General features: G+C 70.6%; 4 protein-coding genes. All 4 read left to right on the forward strand.

Annotation, left to right across the window (positions count from 1 at the left end; genetic code table 11):
- Positions 1-15: 15 nt before the first annotated feature.
- The 4 genes from ACIG5A_RS02035 (at position 16) to ACIG5A_RS02050 (ending at position 17,647) form a co-directional block, all read left to right on the forward strand.
- Complete coding sequence (locus ACIG5A_RS02035) at positions 16-1,611, forward strand: amidohydrolase (RefSeq protein WP_397236691.1); 1,596 nt, start codon at positions 16-18, stop codon at positions 1,609-1,611.
- Complete coding sequence (locus ACIG5A_RS02040; RefSeq protein ID WP_397236693.1) at positions 1,601-1,825, forward strand: hypothetical protein; 225 nt, start codon at positions 1,601-1,603, stop codon at positions 1,823-1,825. The genes ACIG5A_RS02035 and ACIG5A_RS02040 overlap by 11 nt, the downstream gene beginning before the upstream one ends.
- Entirely contained in the window at positions 1,818-3,539 is a 1,722-nt protein-coding gene (gene lnt / locus ACIG5A_RS02045) for an apolipoprotein N-acyltransferase (protein ID WP_397236695.1), read from the forward strand. Before ACIG5A_RS02040 ends, lnt begins: the two co-directional genes overlap by 8 nt.
- Positions 3,540-3,907: 368 nt before the next feature.
- Complete coding sequence (locus tag ACIG5A_RS02050) at positions 3,908-17,647, forward strand: amino acid adenylation domain-containing protein (RefSeq protein WP_397236697.1); 13,740 nt, start codon at positions 3,908-3,910, stop codon at positions 17,645-17,647.
- Positions 17,648-17,664: the final 17 nt, after the last annotated feature.

The raw sequence follows: 17,664 nt of genomic DNA on the forward strand, positions 1-17,664 counted from the left end.
GCAGACTGATCACCCGTGGGTACCCAGTTGCTGATCGGCGGTCGTCTCTACAGTTCCAGTTCACCCGACGCGACAGCGATGGCGGTGACCGACGGAACCGTCGTGTGGCTCGGCGCCGAGCAACCCGGACGCGCGCTGCATCCGGACGCGGAGATCATCGACCTCGACGGTGCGTTCGTCGCGCCCGCGTTCGTCGATCCGCACGTGCACATCACGGCCGTCGGACTGAAGCTCACCGGACTCGACCTGTCGGTGGCCGGATCGCTGGCGCACTGCCTGGAATTGCTGCGCGAGTTCGCCGCCCGGCACGACGGGGCGATCCTCGGCGACGGCTGGGACGAGACCACCTGGCCGGAGGGGCGTCCGCCGACGCTCGACGAGATCGACGCGGCGGCCGGTCCCGGCAGGCAGGTGTACCTGTCGCGAGTGGACGCGCACTCCGCGGTCGCCTCCACGGCACTGCTCGACGCCGTGCCCGAGGTGACCTCGGCCGTCGGCTTCACCCGTGGTGAGCCGCTGCGTGCCGAGGCGCACCACCTGGTGCGCGCCGCCGCGCTCGCCGGATTGACTCGGGCACAACGCGATCGGGCCAGGCAGGCGACGCTGGACGCCGCGGCCGCGCGTGGCATTGTCGCCGTGCACGAATGCGGCGGGCCGCAGATCGCGGGCCGCACCGATATGCGCGAACTGCTCGAATTCGAGCACGGCGTCGAGGTCACCGCGTACTGGGGCGAGGCGGTGCGCACCGCCGACGAGGCGCGGGCGCTGGTCACCGACCTCGGCGTGTACGGACTCGCCGGCGATCTGTTCGTCGACGGTTCGCTCGGTTCGCACACCGCTTGGCTGCGCGAGCCCTACGCCGGCCAATCCGGTTCCGGCATCGGATATCTCGACGTCGACGCGATCACCGCGCACGTGCGCGCCTGCACCGAGGCCGGTATCCAGGCGGGCTTCCACGCGATCGGCGACGCCGCGATGGACGCGGTGGTCGCCGGATTCGAGCGGGTGGCCACCGAACTCGGCGGTCCCGCCGTCGCCGCGCGCGGGCACCGCATCGAACACGCCGAGATGATCGACGCCGACCACATCGCGAAACTCGCCTCCTGGGGCGTGATCGCCAGTGTGCAACCGGGTTTCGACGCGGAATGGGGCGGCAAGGACGGCATGTACGCGGCCCGCCTCGGCGTCGACCGCGCGCAGACGCTGAACCCCTTCGCCGCCATGGCCGCCGCGGGCATTTCCCTGGCCGTCGGCTCCGACGCGCCCGTCACCGCACTCGATCCATGGCACGCGGTGCGTGCGGCCGTGCAGCACCGCACGCCGGGCCACGGCCTCTCGCCCCGTGCGGCTTTCGCGGCCGCCACCCGTGGCGCCTGGCGCGCCGGCGGGGTGCGCGACGGCATCGCGGGCACCCTGGTGCCCGGCGCGCCCGCCTCGTACACGATCTGGGACGCCGACGAGCTCGTCGTCGCCGCGGCCGCCGACACCGTCCAGCGCTGGTCCACCGACCCGCGCTCGCGCGTCCCCGGTCTGCCTCGCCTGGATCAGGATTCGGCGCTGCCGCGCTGCCTGCGCACCGTGCACCGGGGAGTCACGATCTATGCGGCATGAGCGTCACTCCCGATCCATCCTCGCGGGTATCGAGCCCGCTTCGGGCGGAGCGGGATTCGCCGCCTGCGCACCGGTGTGGCCGCTGGAATCGTGTTCATCGCTGTGGCAGGCTCTGCGCATCGAGCGGTCCGATGACGGCCGGGCGATGCGCCGCCGCCGGATCGCGCAGGCGCCGGTCCTGTTCAGTAGTAAGGGAGTAGCCGTCCATGCGTGATCGGGTCGCCGCATGGTGGCAGCCGGCGACGGTGTTGTTCGAGCGCTTCCCGGTGCTGAGCCGGTCGATGGCGGCGGTGCTGGCCGGTCTGCTGATGTTCGGCAGCTTCCCGCCGCGGCCGTGGTGGTTTCTCGCGCCGCTCGGTATCGCCGTTCTCACCCTCGTCGTGCGCGGAACCGGGCGGCTGCGTGGCGGTTTCGGATACGGCTTGCTGGCGGGCCTCGGTTTCTTCGTGCCGCTGCTGCCGTGGACGGGTATCTACGTGGGGCCCGTGCCGTGGCTGGCGCTGTCGACTGTTTGCGCGGTGTATGTCGGCCTGTTCGGTCTCCTGGCGCGGCTGCTGAGCGCCTTGCGCGGCTGGCCGCTGTGGGTGGCGCTGGCCTGGGTGGCCACCGAGTGGGCGCGCTCCAGTTTTCCGTTCGGCGGATTCCCGTGGGGTCGTTTGGCTTTCGGGCAGGCCGACGGCTGGTTTCTCTCGCTGGCCGCGGTGGGCGGCGCGCCACTGGTGTCATTCGCGGTGGCGCTGACCGGAACCGCCTTGGCGGCGTTGGCCATTGCCGCTGGTCGTATCGCCGTTTCGGCTGGTGACAGTGCCGCTGTCCCGAGCGGCGGTGCGGCGGAGCCGAATTCGGGTGATGCCGGTGTCGCGGCGGACACCGACCGGTCGGACCGGGCCTCGCGCAGGCTCGTGCGCAGCGGATTTGTCGCGGCGGCAATAACTCTGGTTACATTTCCGCTCGCCGGAGTGATCCTCCGGTCCGCGCTGCCCGGCCCGGAGGACGGCTACCGGATGATCACGGTCGCCGCCATCCAGGGCAGCGTGCCGCGGCTCGGCTTGGATTTCAACGAGCAGCGGCGCGCCGTGCTGGACAACCACGTCCGGCGCACCGAGGAACTGGCCAGGGCGGTAGCGGCGGGGCAGGCCCCGAAGCCGGACGTGGTGATCTGGCCGGAGAATTCATCCGATATCGATCCGCTGCGCAACTCCGACGCGTCCGCGTTGATCACCAGGGCCTCCGAGCAGATCGGCGCGCCGATCCTGGTCGGCGCCGTGCTGGTGAACTCCGATCGCACCACGACGAACTCGGTGATCGTGTGGAACGGCGCGGCGGGCCCGGGGGAGCGGCACGACAAGAAGATCATCCAGCCGTTCGGCGAGTACCTGCCGATGCGCGGCTTCTTCCGCCTGTTCTCCGAATACGCCGATCGCGCCGGATACTTCGTGCCGGGTAACGGCAGCGGCGCGGTCCGTGCCGACGGTGTCCAGATCGGTGTCGCGACCTGCTACGAGGTCGCCTTCGATCGCGCCTTCCGCGATTCGATGCGCGCGGGCGCGCAACTGCTCACCGTGCCGACGAACAACGCGACTTTCGGCGATTCCGAAATGACTTACCAGCAACTGGCGATGTCACGGGTGCGGGCCGTCGAACACGGCAGATCGATGGTGGTCGCGGCCACCTCCGGTGTCAGCGCCATCATCACCGCCGACGGCGTGGTGCGGCAGGAGACGGCGCAGTTCGTGCCCGCCGCACTGGTGGCCCGATTGCCGTTGCGCGACACGACGACACTCGCCACCCGCATGGGACAGGCGCCGGAGCTGGCCTCGGTTATCCTTGCCGCGGCCGCGGGGGTGGTTGCGGCTATTCGCCGGCGACAGGGACGCCGTGGCGAGGCGACCGACCGGGATGTCGAGCCAGCCCAACCGATCGGCTGACACCCGCGGGACTAACCGAACATCCGGTAGGTTCCGGGGCCGGTGTGACTACCGTATCCAATTCGTTACCTGACAAGTCTGTTCGCCAGCTTGTAGCCGAAGCGGGCGCTCTGCGCTGTTCGAAGTGTGTTCGTACAGGCGATTTCCGTTACGGCTCCGGCCGATTCGGCGTGTTTGCGGAGATGTAGCTATTGAAAAACAATCTCCGCCAACGCCGTTCGATGTGAAACAAAACCAAAACGTCGGCAATCCGGTCGTTGTGATGCTCCGAATCATAGGGCGTGGATCACGTCCTACGGCTGGCGCGTGCGCGCCCGCGGTGGCGGTGCTCGGGGAGTTGCGTCAACATCGGCAGAACGGAGTGATTGATGAGTTCATTGGCCACGGATCGCGTAGACCAATGCTCTTCCGGCGAATTCTCGGCACAACCGTTCGCACTCTCACCAGCGCAGACCGGGCTGTGGTACGCACAGCGGATCCGGCCCGACGTCCCGCTGACCATCGCGCAGTATGTCGAGATCCACGGTGATCTGGATGTGGGCCGCCTGCTCTACGCCATCGAGCGATTCGGCGCGGAGACCCAGGTCGGGCATGTACGGCTGGTCGAGATCGACGGTGTGCCGCATCAACTCGTCGATACCGCGCGGCGGCCCGGCTGGGGCCGGATCGACCTGCGCGCCGAGGCTGACCCGCGCGCGGCCGCGCTGCGCTGGATGAACGAGCACGCCAGTTCGCCGATCGATCTCGAGCGCGATCCGCTGACCACTAATGTGGTGCTGCGGATCGGGGATTCGGACTACATCTGGTACGCACGCGCGCACCACATCGTGATCGATGGCTACGGGGCGATGAACGCGCTGACCCGCACCGCGGAGATCTATACCGCCGTGGAGAACCGCACCGAGCCCGCCTCCTCGCGGGCGACGCCGCTCGCCGCGATCTACGCGGGCGAATCCGAGTACCGCGACTCCAGCCGGTTCGTCTCCGACCGTGACTACTGGCTCGAGCAGCTGTCCGGCGTCGGTGGTCCGGTGACATTGGCGGCGGGCGCCGCGGCCAACTCCGACGCCGGGCGCAGGCACGCGGGTGCGGTACTCGACGATCCGGTCGTCGCGGCGATGGAGGCCGCGATGAGCACCTACGGCACCGCCAACTCGACGCTGTTCGTCGCCGCGCTGGCCAGCTACGTGCGCTCGGTGACCGGCAATCCCGATGTGGTGCTCAGCCTTCCGGTCTCGGCGCGCACCACCGTGACGCTGCGCCGCTCGGCGGGCGTCGTATCGAACGTGGTGCCGATCCGGTTGCGCTTCGGCGCCGAGACCACCGTCCGCGAACTGGTGAAGGCGGCCGAGCTGCAGATCACCGGCGCGCTGCGGCATCAGCGCTACCGCCACGACGACATCCGACGCGACTGCGGCTACTCCACCGACGCGCGCGGCTTCTTCGGCCCGATGGTCAACATCATGCTGTTCCACAGCGAGCTGAACTTCGGCAGCCTCGTCGGCTCGCTGCACGTGCTCGCCACCGGTCCGGTCGAGGACCTGTCGATGAACCTCTACAACGGTGTCGGCAACCGCATCCACGTCGACTTCGAGGCCAACCCGCGGGTGTACGCCGACGCCGAGGTCGCGGTGCACCACGAGCGGTTCCTGGACTTCCTCGGCAGGTTCCTCGCCGCGGCGCCGGAGAGCCTGGCGCGGACACTGTCGGCCATCACCGACGCCGAACGGTACCGGGTACTGCACGAGTGGAACGCGACCGAGGCGGCGCCGCAGAAGGGCACCCTCGCCGGACTGTTCGCCGACCGCGCCGCGATCTGCCCCGACGCCGTCGCGCTCGAATTCGAAGACGTCACACTGACGTACCGCGAACTCGACGAGCAGGCCAACCGCCTGGCCCGGCTGCTCATCGCGCGCGGCGCGGGCCCGGAGACCGTGGTCGCGCTGTGCCTGCGGCGCAGCCTGGAGCTCGTCGTCGGGATGTACGCGATCGTCAAGGCGGGCGCGGCCTATCTGCCGCTCGATCCCGAACATCCGGTCGAGCGCATCGACCAGATCCTGCGCCAGGCCGCACCGGTCTGTGTGCTCACCGCCGCCCGCGACGCGCTGACCCTGCCCGAGGGCACCGCGCAGCTCGCGCTCGATACCCTCGATCTCGCCGGGTTCGGTTCGCGCGCGCTCACCGACAAGGACCGGCCCGCCGCGCTGCGCGCCGATCACCCCGCCTACGTCATCTTCACCTCGGGATCCACCGGAAAACCCAAGGGCGTCACGGTGACCCACGCCGCGATCGTCAACCGGCTGCGCTGGATGCAGCACGAGTACCCGCTCGACGGCACCGATGTGGTGCTGCAGAAGACGCCGGCCACCTTCGACGTCTCGGTGTGGGAGTTCTTCTGGCCCTTGCAGATCGGCGCGAAGCTGCTGATCGCCGCGCCCGACGGGCACCGCGATCCCGCCTACCTGGCCCACCTCATCGCCGAGAAGCGGGTCACCACGGCGCATTTCGTGCCGTCGATGCTCTCGGTCTTCGTCACCGACACCGACGTGCGCGGCTGCGGCTGCCTGCGCCGGGTGTTCTGCAGCGGTGAGGCGCTGCCCGGCGCGACCGTCCGGGATTTCCATGCGGTGCTGGGCGGTTCGGCCGGGCCACGGCTGCACAACCTCTACGGGCCCACCGAGGCAGCGGTGGACGTCACCTACTGGCCGTGCCCGCCCGACCCCGCGAGTGTGCCGATCGGCGCGCCGGTGTGGAACACCCAGACCTATGTGCTCGACGCCAGGCTGCAGCCGGTCCCGCCGGGTGCGGTGGGCGAGTTGTACCTGGCCGGTGTGCAATTGGCGCGCGGATACCTCGGCCAGTCCGTGCTGACCGCCGACCGCTTCGTCGCCAACCCGTTCACCCCGGGCACCCGCATGTACCGCACCGGCGATCTGGCCCGCTGGCAGCCGGACGGCGGCGTGCTGGAATACCTGGGCCGCACCGACTTCCAGGTGAAGATCCGCGGCCTGCGCATCGAGCTCGGCGAGATCGAGGCCGCACTGCTCGCCGACGAACGGGTCGCGCGCGCGGTCTGCGTCGCGCACACCGGCCGCAACGGTGACGAACTCGTCGGCTATGTGGTCGCCACACCGGGCACGGACCTGCACACCGCGACCTTGCTGACCGCGCTGCGCGGCACACTGCCCGCGTACATGGTGCCCTCGGTGCTGATGCGACTCGACGAACTACCGCTCAGCGCCAACGGCAAGATCGACCGGAAAGCGCTGCCCGCTCCCGTCATCGGTGGGCGGGCAGGTCACGTGGGCGCCGCGCCGCGCACCGAGGTGGAGCGGGTGCTGGCCGGCATCTTCGCCGAGGTACTCGACGCCGGCGAGATCGGCGTCGACGACAGCTTTTTCGATCTCGGCGGCAATTCGCTGACCGCGGCGCGCGCGGTCGCCAGGATCAATGCCGCGCTCGGGGCCGCGCTGACCATCCGCGACCTGTTCGAGGCCACCACCGTCGCCGCGCTCACCGCGCGCTTCGCCACGCACAACCCGGATATCTCCTCGCCCAAGCTGGTTCCGGCCGGGCGGCCCGAGCGGATTCCGCTGTCGCTGGCACAGCAGCGGCTGTGGATCCTCAACCGGTTCGCCGAGCACGCCGCCGCTTACAACATGCCGCTCGCGGTGGAGCTGGACGGCCCGCTCGACGCGGCGGCGCTGCGCGCGGGCCTGCTCGACGTGATCGAACGGCACGAAAGCCTGCGCACCACCTTCCCGGAGAGCCCGAGCGGCGCCTACCAGCGGATCCACCCGGCCGCCGAGATCCCGCTCACCCTCGACTCGATCGAGGCCGTCGGCGCCGATGTGGTCGCGCTGGCCACCGAATACGCGGGCTACGGTTTCGATCTGCGCAGCCAGGCGCCGATCCGGGTCGCGTTGTATCACACCGGTCCGGACCGGCACGTGTTTCTCGTTGTGCTGCACCACATCTGCGGTGACGGCTGGTCGATCGCGCCGCTGGCCCGCGACCTGATGGTCGCCGTCGCGGCCAGGGCGGCGGGTGCCGCGCCGATGTGGACGCCGTTGCCGGTCCAGTACGCCGATTTCGCGCTGTGGCAGCGCGAACTGCTCGGCGAGGAGACCGATCCGGCGAGCGCGCTGAGCAGGCAGCTCGCCTACTGGCGCACCGCGCTGACCGGGCTGCCCGATCAGCTCGATCTGCCGCTCGACCGCCCGCGCCCGCTGCGCCGCGGCACCGGCGGCGGCCGGGTCGAATTCACCATCGCGCCCCAGATCCGGCGCGCGGCAAGCGATCTGGCGGCGAGCCGGGGCGTCAGCATGTTCATGGTGCTGCACGCCGCGCTGGCCACCCTGCTCGCCAGGCTGTCCGGCACCACCGATATCGCCGTCGGCACCCCCATCGCGGGTCGCTCGGATCCGGCGCTCGACGAACTCGTCGGGATGTTCGTCAACACGCTCGTGCTGCGCACCGAGGTCGACCTGGCCGCGGGCTTCGACCACATGCTCGACGTGACGCGCGAAACCGACCTCAACGCCTTCGCCAACGCCGACGTGCCGTTCGAACGCCTCGTCGAGGTGGTCAACCCGGAGCGCTCGGCCGCGCGGCATCCGCTGTTCCAGGTGATGCTGTCCTACGACCACACCCCGGAGCTGCGGCTCGACCTGCCCGGCGTGCGCACCGCCGTACTGCCCATCGCGGGCGATATCGCCAAATTCGATCTGCAGCTCGAGGTGCACGACGCGCTCACCGCCGACGGCCCGCTCGACGCCGAATTCGGTTACGCCACCGACGTTTTCGACCGGCGCACGATCGAGGCGTTCGCACGCCGGTTCGTCGCGGTGCTCGGTGCCGTGGTGGCCGCGCCCGATGTGCCGGTCGGCGACGTGGAGATCCTCGATCGCAAGGAGACCGCGAACCTGGTGCCGATCGCGGGCTCGCCCGCCGAACCGGCGATCACGCTGGGGCGCATGCTGTCCGATACCGCCGAACGGGTGCCGGATGCCGTCGCGGTGCGCTACCTCGGCGTCGACACCAGCTACCGGGTGCTCGACGAGACGTCGAATCGATTGGCGCGGGCGCTGATCGAGCACGGTGCGGGCCCCGAGGTGGTGGTGGCGATCGCGCTGCCGCGCGGCCTCGATTCGATCACCGCGATCTGGGCGGTCGCGAAAACCGGTGCGGCGTATGTGCCGATCGATCCGAGCTACCCGGCCGACCGGATCGGGCACATGCTCGCCGATTCCGGCGCCATGCTCGGGTTGACCATCGCGCAATGCCTGGCGACCATGCCGTCCTGGCCCGCGGGCACCAGGGGCAAACACCGCAAGACCTACGTCGACTGGCTGGTGCTCGGTTCCGGCGAGCTGGCCGCCGAATGCGCGGACCACAGCACCGGTCCGCTGACCGACGCCGACCGGCACCATCCGCTGCGCACCACCAACCCGGCCTACCTGATCTACACCTCCGGCTCCACCGGAACGCCGAAGGCCGTGATCATCACCCACGCCGGGCTCGCCTCGCTGGCGCACGAGCAGATGCACCTGTTCGGCGTCACGGATTCGGCTCGGACACTGCACTTCTCATCGCCGAGCTTCGACGCCTCGGTGCTGGAGATGCTGCTCGGCTTCGCCGCGGGCGCGACCATCGTGGTCGCGCCTGCCGGCCTGTACGGCGGCGCCGAACTGGCCGCGCTGCTGCGCGAGGAGCGGGTGACGCACGCGTTCGTCACGCCCGCCGCGCTGGCCACCGTGCCCGCCGAAGGTCTCGATCGGCTCGAGGCGGTGATCGTCGGCGGCGAGGCGTGTGCCGAGGAACTGGTCGAAACCTGGTCCGCCGCACACCGGATCCACAACATGTACGGCCCGTCCGAGGCCACCGTCGCGGCCACCGCGTCCGCGCCGATGCTGCCCGGCCGCCCGGTGCCGCTCGGCATGCCGATTCGCGGGACAAGGCTGTTCATCCTGGACGGCAGGCTGCATCCGGTGCCGCCGGGGACACCGGGCGAGCTGTATTTGTCGGGACCAGGCGTCGGCCGCGGCTACCACGGGCGGTTCGGCCTCACCGCGCACCGCTTTCCGGCCAACCCGCACGGCAGGCGCGGTGAACGCATGTACCGCACCGGCGATCTGGTGGTCGCCGATCCGCTGGGGCAGTTGCGCTTCCTCGGCCGCGCCGACGATCAGATCAAGATCCGCGGATTCCGCATCGAACTGCGCGAGATCGAGCACGTGCTGCGCGGGCACCCCGGCGTCGATTTCGCGCTCACCGTCGTGCACACCGACGAATACGGCCAGCCACGGCTCGCGGCGTACCTGACGGCCGACGCCACGATCGATCCGGCCGACGTGCTGGAGACCGCGCGGCAGCGGCTGCCCGGCTACATGGTGCCCGCATCGATCACGCTGCTCGACGCGATGCCGGTCAGCCCGTCCGGCAAGCTGGACCGGAAGGCCTTGCCCGCACCGGTATTCGCCGCCGCCGGGCCGTCGCGCGCACCGAGCTCCGAACTGGAGCGGCAGGTCGCCGCGGTATTCGGCGCCATCCTCGGCCATCCGGTCGACGGCGCCGAGGACAGCTTCTTCGAGGTGGGCGGCAACTCGCTGCTCGCCACCAGGCTGGCCGCCGCGCTGCACGCCGAATTCGCGGTCGAGCTGCCGGTGCGCACCATCTTCGAGGCGCCGACCGTCGCCGGTGTCGCCGAGCGGATCACGTCGGCGCCCCGGACGCAGCGGCTGGCGCTGGCTGTGCACACCCCGCGTCCGGGACGTATTCCATTGTCGCTGCCACAGCAGCGCCTGTGGTTCCTGAATCGTTTTTCCCCCGAATCCAGTGCCTACAACATCGCCTTCGTGATCAGGATCGACGGCGAGCTGAATGTCGCGGCACTGCGCGCGGCGCTCATCGATCTGGTCGAGCGGCACGAGGTGCTGCGGACCGTGTTCCCGGAGGACCACGCGGGTGGGAGTGGGGCGGGATCGAACACTGTCGCGCATCAGGTGGTGCGGCCGATCGAGTCGGCCATGCCCGAGCTCGAGCCGGTGGCCACCGACGACGCGGGCGCGCGGGCGGCGCTGCGTGCCATGGCGCGCGGCGGATTCGATCTCACCCGCGCCACCCCGTTGCGGATGACGTTGCTGCGCACCGGATCCCGGCACCATCAGCTCGGCATCGCGATCCATCACATCGCCGCGGACGGCTGGTCGCTCGGCCCGCTGACCAGGGATCTGGCCGCCGCCTACGTGGCGAGGCACGAGGGCGCCGCTCCCGCGTTGCCGCCACTGCCGGTGCAGTACGCCGACTTCGGGCTGTGGCAGCGCGCCTGCCTCGGCGACGAGGACGATCCGGGCAGCCTCGCCCGCGAGCAGGTCGACTACTGGCGCACCGCACTGGCGGATCTGCCCGAGGAATTGCCGCTGCCCTACGACCGGCCCCGCCCGGCCGAACCGGCGCTCACGGCGGGCACCGTGCGGTTCACGGTGCCCGATCCGGTGCAGCGCGCGCTCGCCGAACTCGCGCGCGAACAGGGCGTCAGCCTGTTCATGGTGCTGCGCTCGGCGCTCGGCGTGCTGCTGCGCTGTGTCACCGGCGGCCGCGATATCGCGATCGGTACGCCGGTCGCGGGCCGCACCGACACCAAGCTCGACGAGCTCGTCGGCATGTTCGTCAACACGCTGGTGCTGCGCGCCGACGTCGACCCGGACGCGACCTTCGCCGCGCTGCTGCGCGCCGACCGCGATACCGAGCTGACGGCCATGGCGCACGCCGACATTCCGTTCGAACGCGTGGTGGAGGAGCTCGCCCGCGACGCGCGCACCCCGGCCAGGGCGGGCAGGCATCCGCTGTTCCAGGTGGCCCTCACGGTGCAGGACGGGCCGGTGCCCACGCTGGAACTGCCCGGGCTCGCACTGCGCGCCGAGGAGCTCGATATCGCGCTGGCCAAGTTCGACCTGGAACTGCGGGTCGCGCATATCGGCTGCGACGCGGGGCCGGGCGAACCCGGTCGCGCCTTCGAATTCGTCTACGCCGCCGAACTTTTCGACGAGCAGACGATTCAGACGCTGGCCGACCGGCTGCTGCGGGTGCTCGCCGCGGTCACCGCCGATCCCCGGGTGCTCGTCCGCGATATCGACGCGCGCACCGAACAGGAACGCCGCCTGCTCGCCCCCGCCGTCGGCGGCCCGACCGCGCCGCCGTGCACGCTGGCCGCCTACTTCACCGCCACCGCGCACATGCACGGGCAGCGCACCGCGATCCACGCCGGCCGCACCGCGCTGACCTACGCCGAGCTCGACAGGCGCTCGAATCGCCTGGCGCGTGCGCTGATCAGCCGCGGTGTCGGCGCGGGGGACCGGGTCGCGCTCGGGCTCACCCGCTCGGTCGAATCGGTGCTCACCGTGCTGGCCGTCGCGAAGTCCGGGGCGGCGTTCGTCCCGGTCGACCCGAACTATCCGGTCGACCGGATCAAGCACATGCTCACCGATTCCGGTTGCCGCGTCGGCGTTTCGATCGCGGCGCACGCGGAGCGGCTCTACGCGGGCGACGGGCCCACTACCCAGTGGCTGCTGCTCGACGACGCGGAGTTCGTCGCGGAGCTGGACGACCGCTCCGACGCCATCGTCGACGACCAGGTGCGGCTGCGTACCGTGCAGGTCAGCGATCTGGCCTACCTGATCTACACCTCCGGCTCCACCGGAAAACCCAAGGGCGTGGCCGTCACGCACGCGGGCTTGTCGAACTTCGGTGACGAGCTGCGCGAGCGCATGCGGGTCGACCGCGACTCGCGCACCATGCACTTCTCCTCGCCGAGCTTCGATGCCGCCGTCCTCGACCTGTTGCTCGCGGTGGGTTCCGGTGCGGCCATGGTGATCTGCCCGCCGGATGTCTACGGCGGGGACGAACTCGCCGCGCTGATGGAACGCGAGCGCGTCACCCACACCTTCATGACACCGGCCGCGCTGGCCACCATCGACAACGAGCGCTGGCCGTTGCCGCAGCTGCGCGCGCTGATGGTCGGCGGTGAGGCCTGCGGTACCGATCTGGTGGCCCGCTGGGCGCCGGGACGGCAGATGTACAACGGCTACGGGCCCACCGAGACCACCGTCGTCATCACCATCGCGAATCTGGTGGCCGATCGGCCGGTCACCATCGGCGCGCTGGTCCGCGGCGGGCGGGCGCTGGTACTCGACGAGCGGCTGCGGCCGGTGCCGGTCGGCGTGCCCGGCGAGCTGTACCTCGGCGGACACGGGCTGGCGCGCGGCTACTTCCGGCGGCCAGGGCTCTCGGCGGCGCGATTCGTCGCCGATCCGCACGGGCCCGCGGGCGCGCGCGTCTACCGGACCGGTGACGTGGTGCGCTGGACGGCCGCGGGCGAACTCGTCTACCTGGGGCGCAGCGATCATCAGGTGAAGGTGCGCGGATTCCGCATCGAGCTCGGCGAGATCAGTGCCGCGCTCAGCGCACATCCGGGCGTGCGGTTCGCGCACACCGAGGTGCGGCGGATCGCGGACGCGGACCGGATCGTGTCGTTCATCCAGGCCGCGGGTACGCGGGAGGTGGACATCGAGGCGGTGCGCGCACACGCCGCGGAACTGCTGCCCGCGCACATGATTCCGGCGAGCATCACGGTGCTCGACCGGATCCCGCTGACCCCGGTCGGCAAGCTGGATATCGCCGCGCTGCCCGAACCGCGGCTCGTCGCCGCCGCGGCGGCGCGTGCGCCGGAGACCGAGACCGAACGGCTCGTCGCCGAGGTGATCGGCGACCTGGTCGGCGTCGACGGAGTGAGCGCGTCCGACAGCTTCTTCGAGATCGGCGGAAACTCGCTGCTGGCAACGCAACTCGTGGCCAGGCTGGCCGCGGCGACGACCATCAGGCTCGAGGTGCGCGCCGTATTCGCGGCGCCGACGGTCGCCGGACTCGCCGCGCTGCTCGATTCCGGCCCGGCCGGAGCCGACGCCCGTCCCGAACCGACGAAACGGTCACGCCCGGAACGGATTCCGCTCTCGGCCGCGCAGCAGCGGCTGTGGTTCCTCAACCGGTTCCACGCCGCGGACACCTCCGCCGCGTACAACATCCCGGTGGCGCTGCGCATGAGCGGGCCGCTGGACGTGGTCGCGCTGCGTGCCGCGCTGCACGCGGTGCAGGAGCGGCACGAGACGCTGCGCACGATCTTCCCCGAGCGCGACGGCGAACCGTGCCAGCACATCCTGGCACCGGCCGAAGCGGCCATCCCGCTCACCACCCTCGCGGTGACCGAGGCCGAAATCGTGGACACCGTGCGGCATTTCGCGGCGGCGGGATTCGATCTCGGCACCACCGTCCCGGTGCGTGCCGCGCTGCTCGAACTCGGCGCCACCGACCACGTGCTCGTGCTCGTCGTGCACCACATCGCGATGGACGGCTGGTCGCTCGCGCCGCTCGCCGCCGATGTGACCACCGCGTACCGCGCGCTGGCCGCCGGAACCGCGCCCGGCTGGGCCGAACCCGAGATCCAGTACGCGGATTACACACTGTGGCAGCGGGAAACGCTCGGCATCGAGGACGATCCCGGCTCGGTGCTGCGCACCCAGCTCGATTACTGGCGCACGGCACTGGACGGACTGCCCGAGCTGCTGTCCGTGCCCGCCGACCGGCCGCGCCCACCGGCGCCGACCTATCGCGGCGGCACCGTCGACTGTGCCGTCGACGCGTTCACGCACCGGGAACTGCAGACCGTCGCGAGCAGCAACAACGTCAGCATGTTCATGGTGCTGCACGCCGCGCTCGCGGTGCTGCTGCACCGGCTGACCGGCACCGGCGACATCACCGTCGGCAGCCCGATCGCCGGGCGCGGCCATCCGGCGCTCGACCGGATGATCGGCATGTTCGTCAATACGCTGGTGCTGCGCACCAGGATCGATCCCGGCGCGCGCTTCACCGACCTGCTGCACGCGGTGCGCGATACCGATCTCGACGCGTTCAAGCACGCCGATCTGCCGTTCGAGCGGCTGGTCGAGGTGCTGAATCCCGCGCGCTCGCAGGCGCATCACCCGATGTTCCAGGTGATGCTCTCGGTGCAGAACCAGCCGATGCGGGTGCTGGAACTGCCGGGGCTGCGGGTCGAGGCGGCCGATGTCGACACCGGCGTCGCCAAGTTCGATCTGCAATTCACGCTGACCGAGAACCGCACGGCGAGTAAGGATCCCGACGGTATCGCGGTGTCGGTGAACTACGCGCGCGACCTGTTCGACGAACGCACCGCGCGCAGGCTCGGCAAGCGGCTCGCCAGGCTGCTCGCCGCCGTCGCCGCGAATCCGACCACGCCCGTCGGCGATCTGGAACTGCTCGATCCCGCGGAATGGTCCGGGCTCGCCCCGGTCCGCGGCGCGGAGGCGGATCGGCCGGTTACCTTCCCCGAGGTGTTCGAGGCGGCCGTCAAGGTCGACCGCCGCGCGATCGCGCTGCGCTCGGACGATACGCAGGTCACCTACGATGCGCTCGACCGGTGGACCAACCGGATGGCGCGGGTGCTGATCGGGCTCGGCGTCGGGCCGGAAACGCTGGTGGCGCTGGGTATTCCGCGCTCGGTGGAATCGGTAGCCACGGTGCTCGCGGTGGCCAAGGCCGGCGCGGCGTTCGTGCCCGTCGACCCGTTCTATCCGGCGCAGCGGATCAACCACATGCTCTCGGATTCCGGTGCGGCACTCGGCATCACGCTGGAGGAGTACCGGGATCGGCTGCCCGACGGCGCGGACTGGATCGTGCTGGACGACACCGACTTCCGCGCGCGGGTGCTGTCCGCCTCGGACGCGCCGATCGCGGCGGCGGAGCGGACCAGCATGCTGCGCACCGACAATCCGGCGTACGTGATCTACACCTCCGGCTCCACCGGCACACCCAAGGGCGTGGTAGTCACGCACGGCGGCCTGTCCAACTTCGCCGCCGAGACCGCGGAGCGCTTCGAGGTCGACCACAGTTGCCGCGTCCTGCATTTCGCGACGCCGAGCTTCGACGCGGCGATGCTCGACCTGCTGCTCGCGCTCGGCGGCGCGGCCACCCTGGTGATCAGCCCGCCCGGTGTGGTCGGCGGCGAGGACCTGGCCAGGGTGTTCATCGAGGAGGGCATCACGCATGCCTTCATCACCACCTCCGCGCTCGGCACGGTCGACCCGGCCGGGGTCACCGAACTGCGGCACGTCCTGGTCGGCGGCGAGGCACTGCCGCCGGATGTGGTGACCCGCTGGGCGCCGGACCGCAACCTCTACAACGTCTACGGACCGACCGAGACCACCATCGTCACGGTGATCTCGCCGCCCATGACGCCGGGCGGGCCGATCACCATCGGCGGCCCGATCCGCGGCGTCAGCGCTACCGTGCTCGATCCGCGCCTGCATCCCGCGCCGTGCGGCGTCACCGGCGAACTGCACCTTTCCGGATCCGCTTTGGCCCGTGGCTATCTCAACCGGCCCGGCCTGACCGCGCAGCGGTTCGTCGCCAACCCGTTCGGCAAACCGGGCGAGCGGATGTACCGCACCGGCGATCTGGTGCGCTGGTGGACCGGCGGCAAGGACGAGCCCGCGTCCTCGCGCGAGCTCGAATACGTCGGCCGCACCGACCATCAGGTCAAGGTCCGCGGCTTCCGCATCGAACTCGGCGAGATCGATACCGCGCTGGCCCGCCATGCCGACGTGGAATTCGCGACCACCATCGGTCACCACACGCCCGCGGGCGTCACCGCACTGGTGTCGTACGTGAAGCCGCGGCGCGGTACCGCGCCGACGGTGTCCGAGCTGATCGACCATCTGGCCGAGCGGGTGCCGAATTACATGGTGCCGCAATCGATCATGCTGATCGATCACGTACCGCTGAGCCCGGTCGGGAAGCTGGATCGCGCGGCGCTGCCCGAGCCGGTGTTCACCGCGGCCGAGGGCTACCGCGCACCGGTCACGCCGACCGAGATCGCGCTGTGCGCCGCGTTCGCCTCGGTGCTCGGCATGGAATCGGTGGGCGCCGACGACGGCTTCTTCGAACTCGGCGGCAACTCGCTGCTCGCCACGAAAGTCGTTGCGCAGCTGCGCGAGAACGGGATCGACCTGCCGGTGGCGCTGATGTTCGGCGAGGCGACACCCGGCGCCATCGCGGCCAGGATCGATGGGCACGGCGCGGAATCGGTGGTGGCGGCGGCACTGGCGCCGGTGCTGCCGATCCGGGCGGGCACGGGATCGGCACGGGCGCCGCTGTTCTGCGTCCATCCCGCGATCGGGCTCGCCTGGTGCTACTCCGGGCTGCTCGCGCACCTGGAACCGGATCGGCCGGTGTACGGGCTGCAGGCGCCGCACGTCGCGGGGGAGCAGGGCTACGCCTCGATCAGCGCCGCCGCCGAAGGCTATGTGGCACAGATCAAGTCGATCCAGCCACAGGGGCCCTACCACCTGCTCGGCTGGTCGCTCGGCGGGCTGATCGCGCACGAGGTGGCGGTGCGGCTGCAGGAGTCGGGCGATCAGGTCGCGCTGCTCGCGCTGATGGACAGCTACCGGCTCTCGGATGCGCTGCTGGAGCACGCCATTCCCGGTGTCGCCGACATCATCGGCGAATTCGGCACCGATCTGCTCGACGGTGCGCCGATCGATCCGGCGATGAGCCTGCACGACGCGGCGGAGCTGCTGCGTTCGCGACCCGGCCCGTTCGCCGCGCTCACCGTCGAGCATCTGGAGCGGCTGTACGCCGGATACACCAACGGCACGGTGCTCGCACACAGCTTCCGGCCGCGCGAATTCGACGGCGACCTGGTGTTCTTCACGGCCGCCGACGACGAGATCAACAAGGCCGATCCGGAGCGGCGCGCCGAGGCATGGCAGCCGTTCGTCACCGGTGCCGTGCGCGACCACCCGCTGCGGTGTGGCCACTCGGCGATGACGACACCGGAATCGCTCGCGGTGATCGGCCCGGTGCTGCGGGCATATCTGGAACAGGGCGAAGGCAGGCGGGCGGCGGTGTCACCCGGCGTGCGGGTCGAGCCGCTGCTCGACCCGGCGGTCATCGAGCATCGGAAGGGGCACCAGCTCGCCGAACCGGCACAGGGTCGCAAAGACGCGGCGCCGGTGCAGGGGACGCGTCGGTGAATGAGCACGGCGAACCA

Source organism: Nocardia sp. NPDC052566 (assembly GCF_044547285.1).
In the GTDB taxonomy this organism is placed as follows: Bacteria; Actinomycetota; Actinomycetes; order Mycobacteriales; family Mycobacteriaceae; genus Nocardia.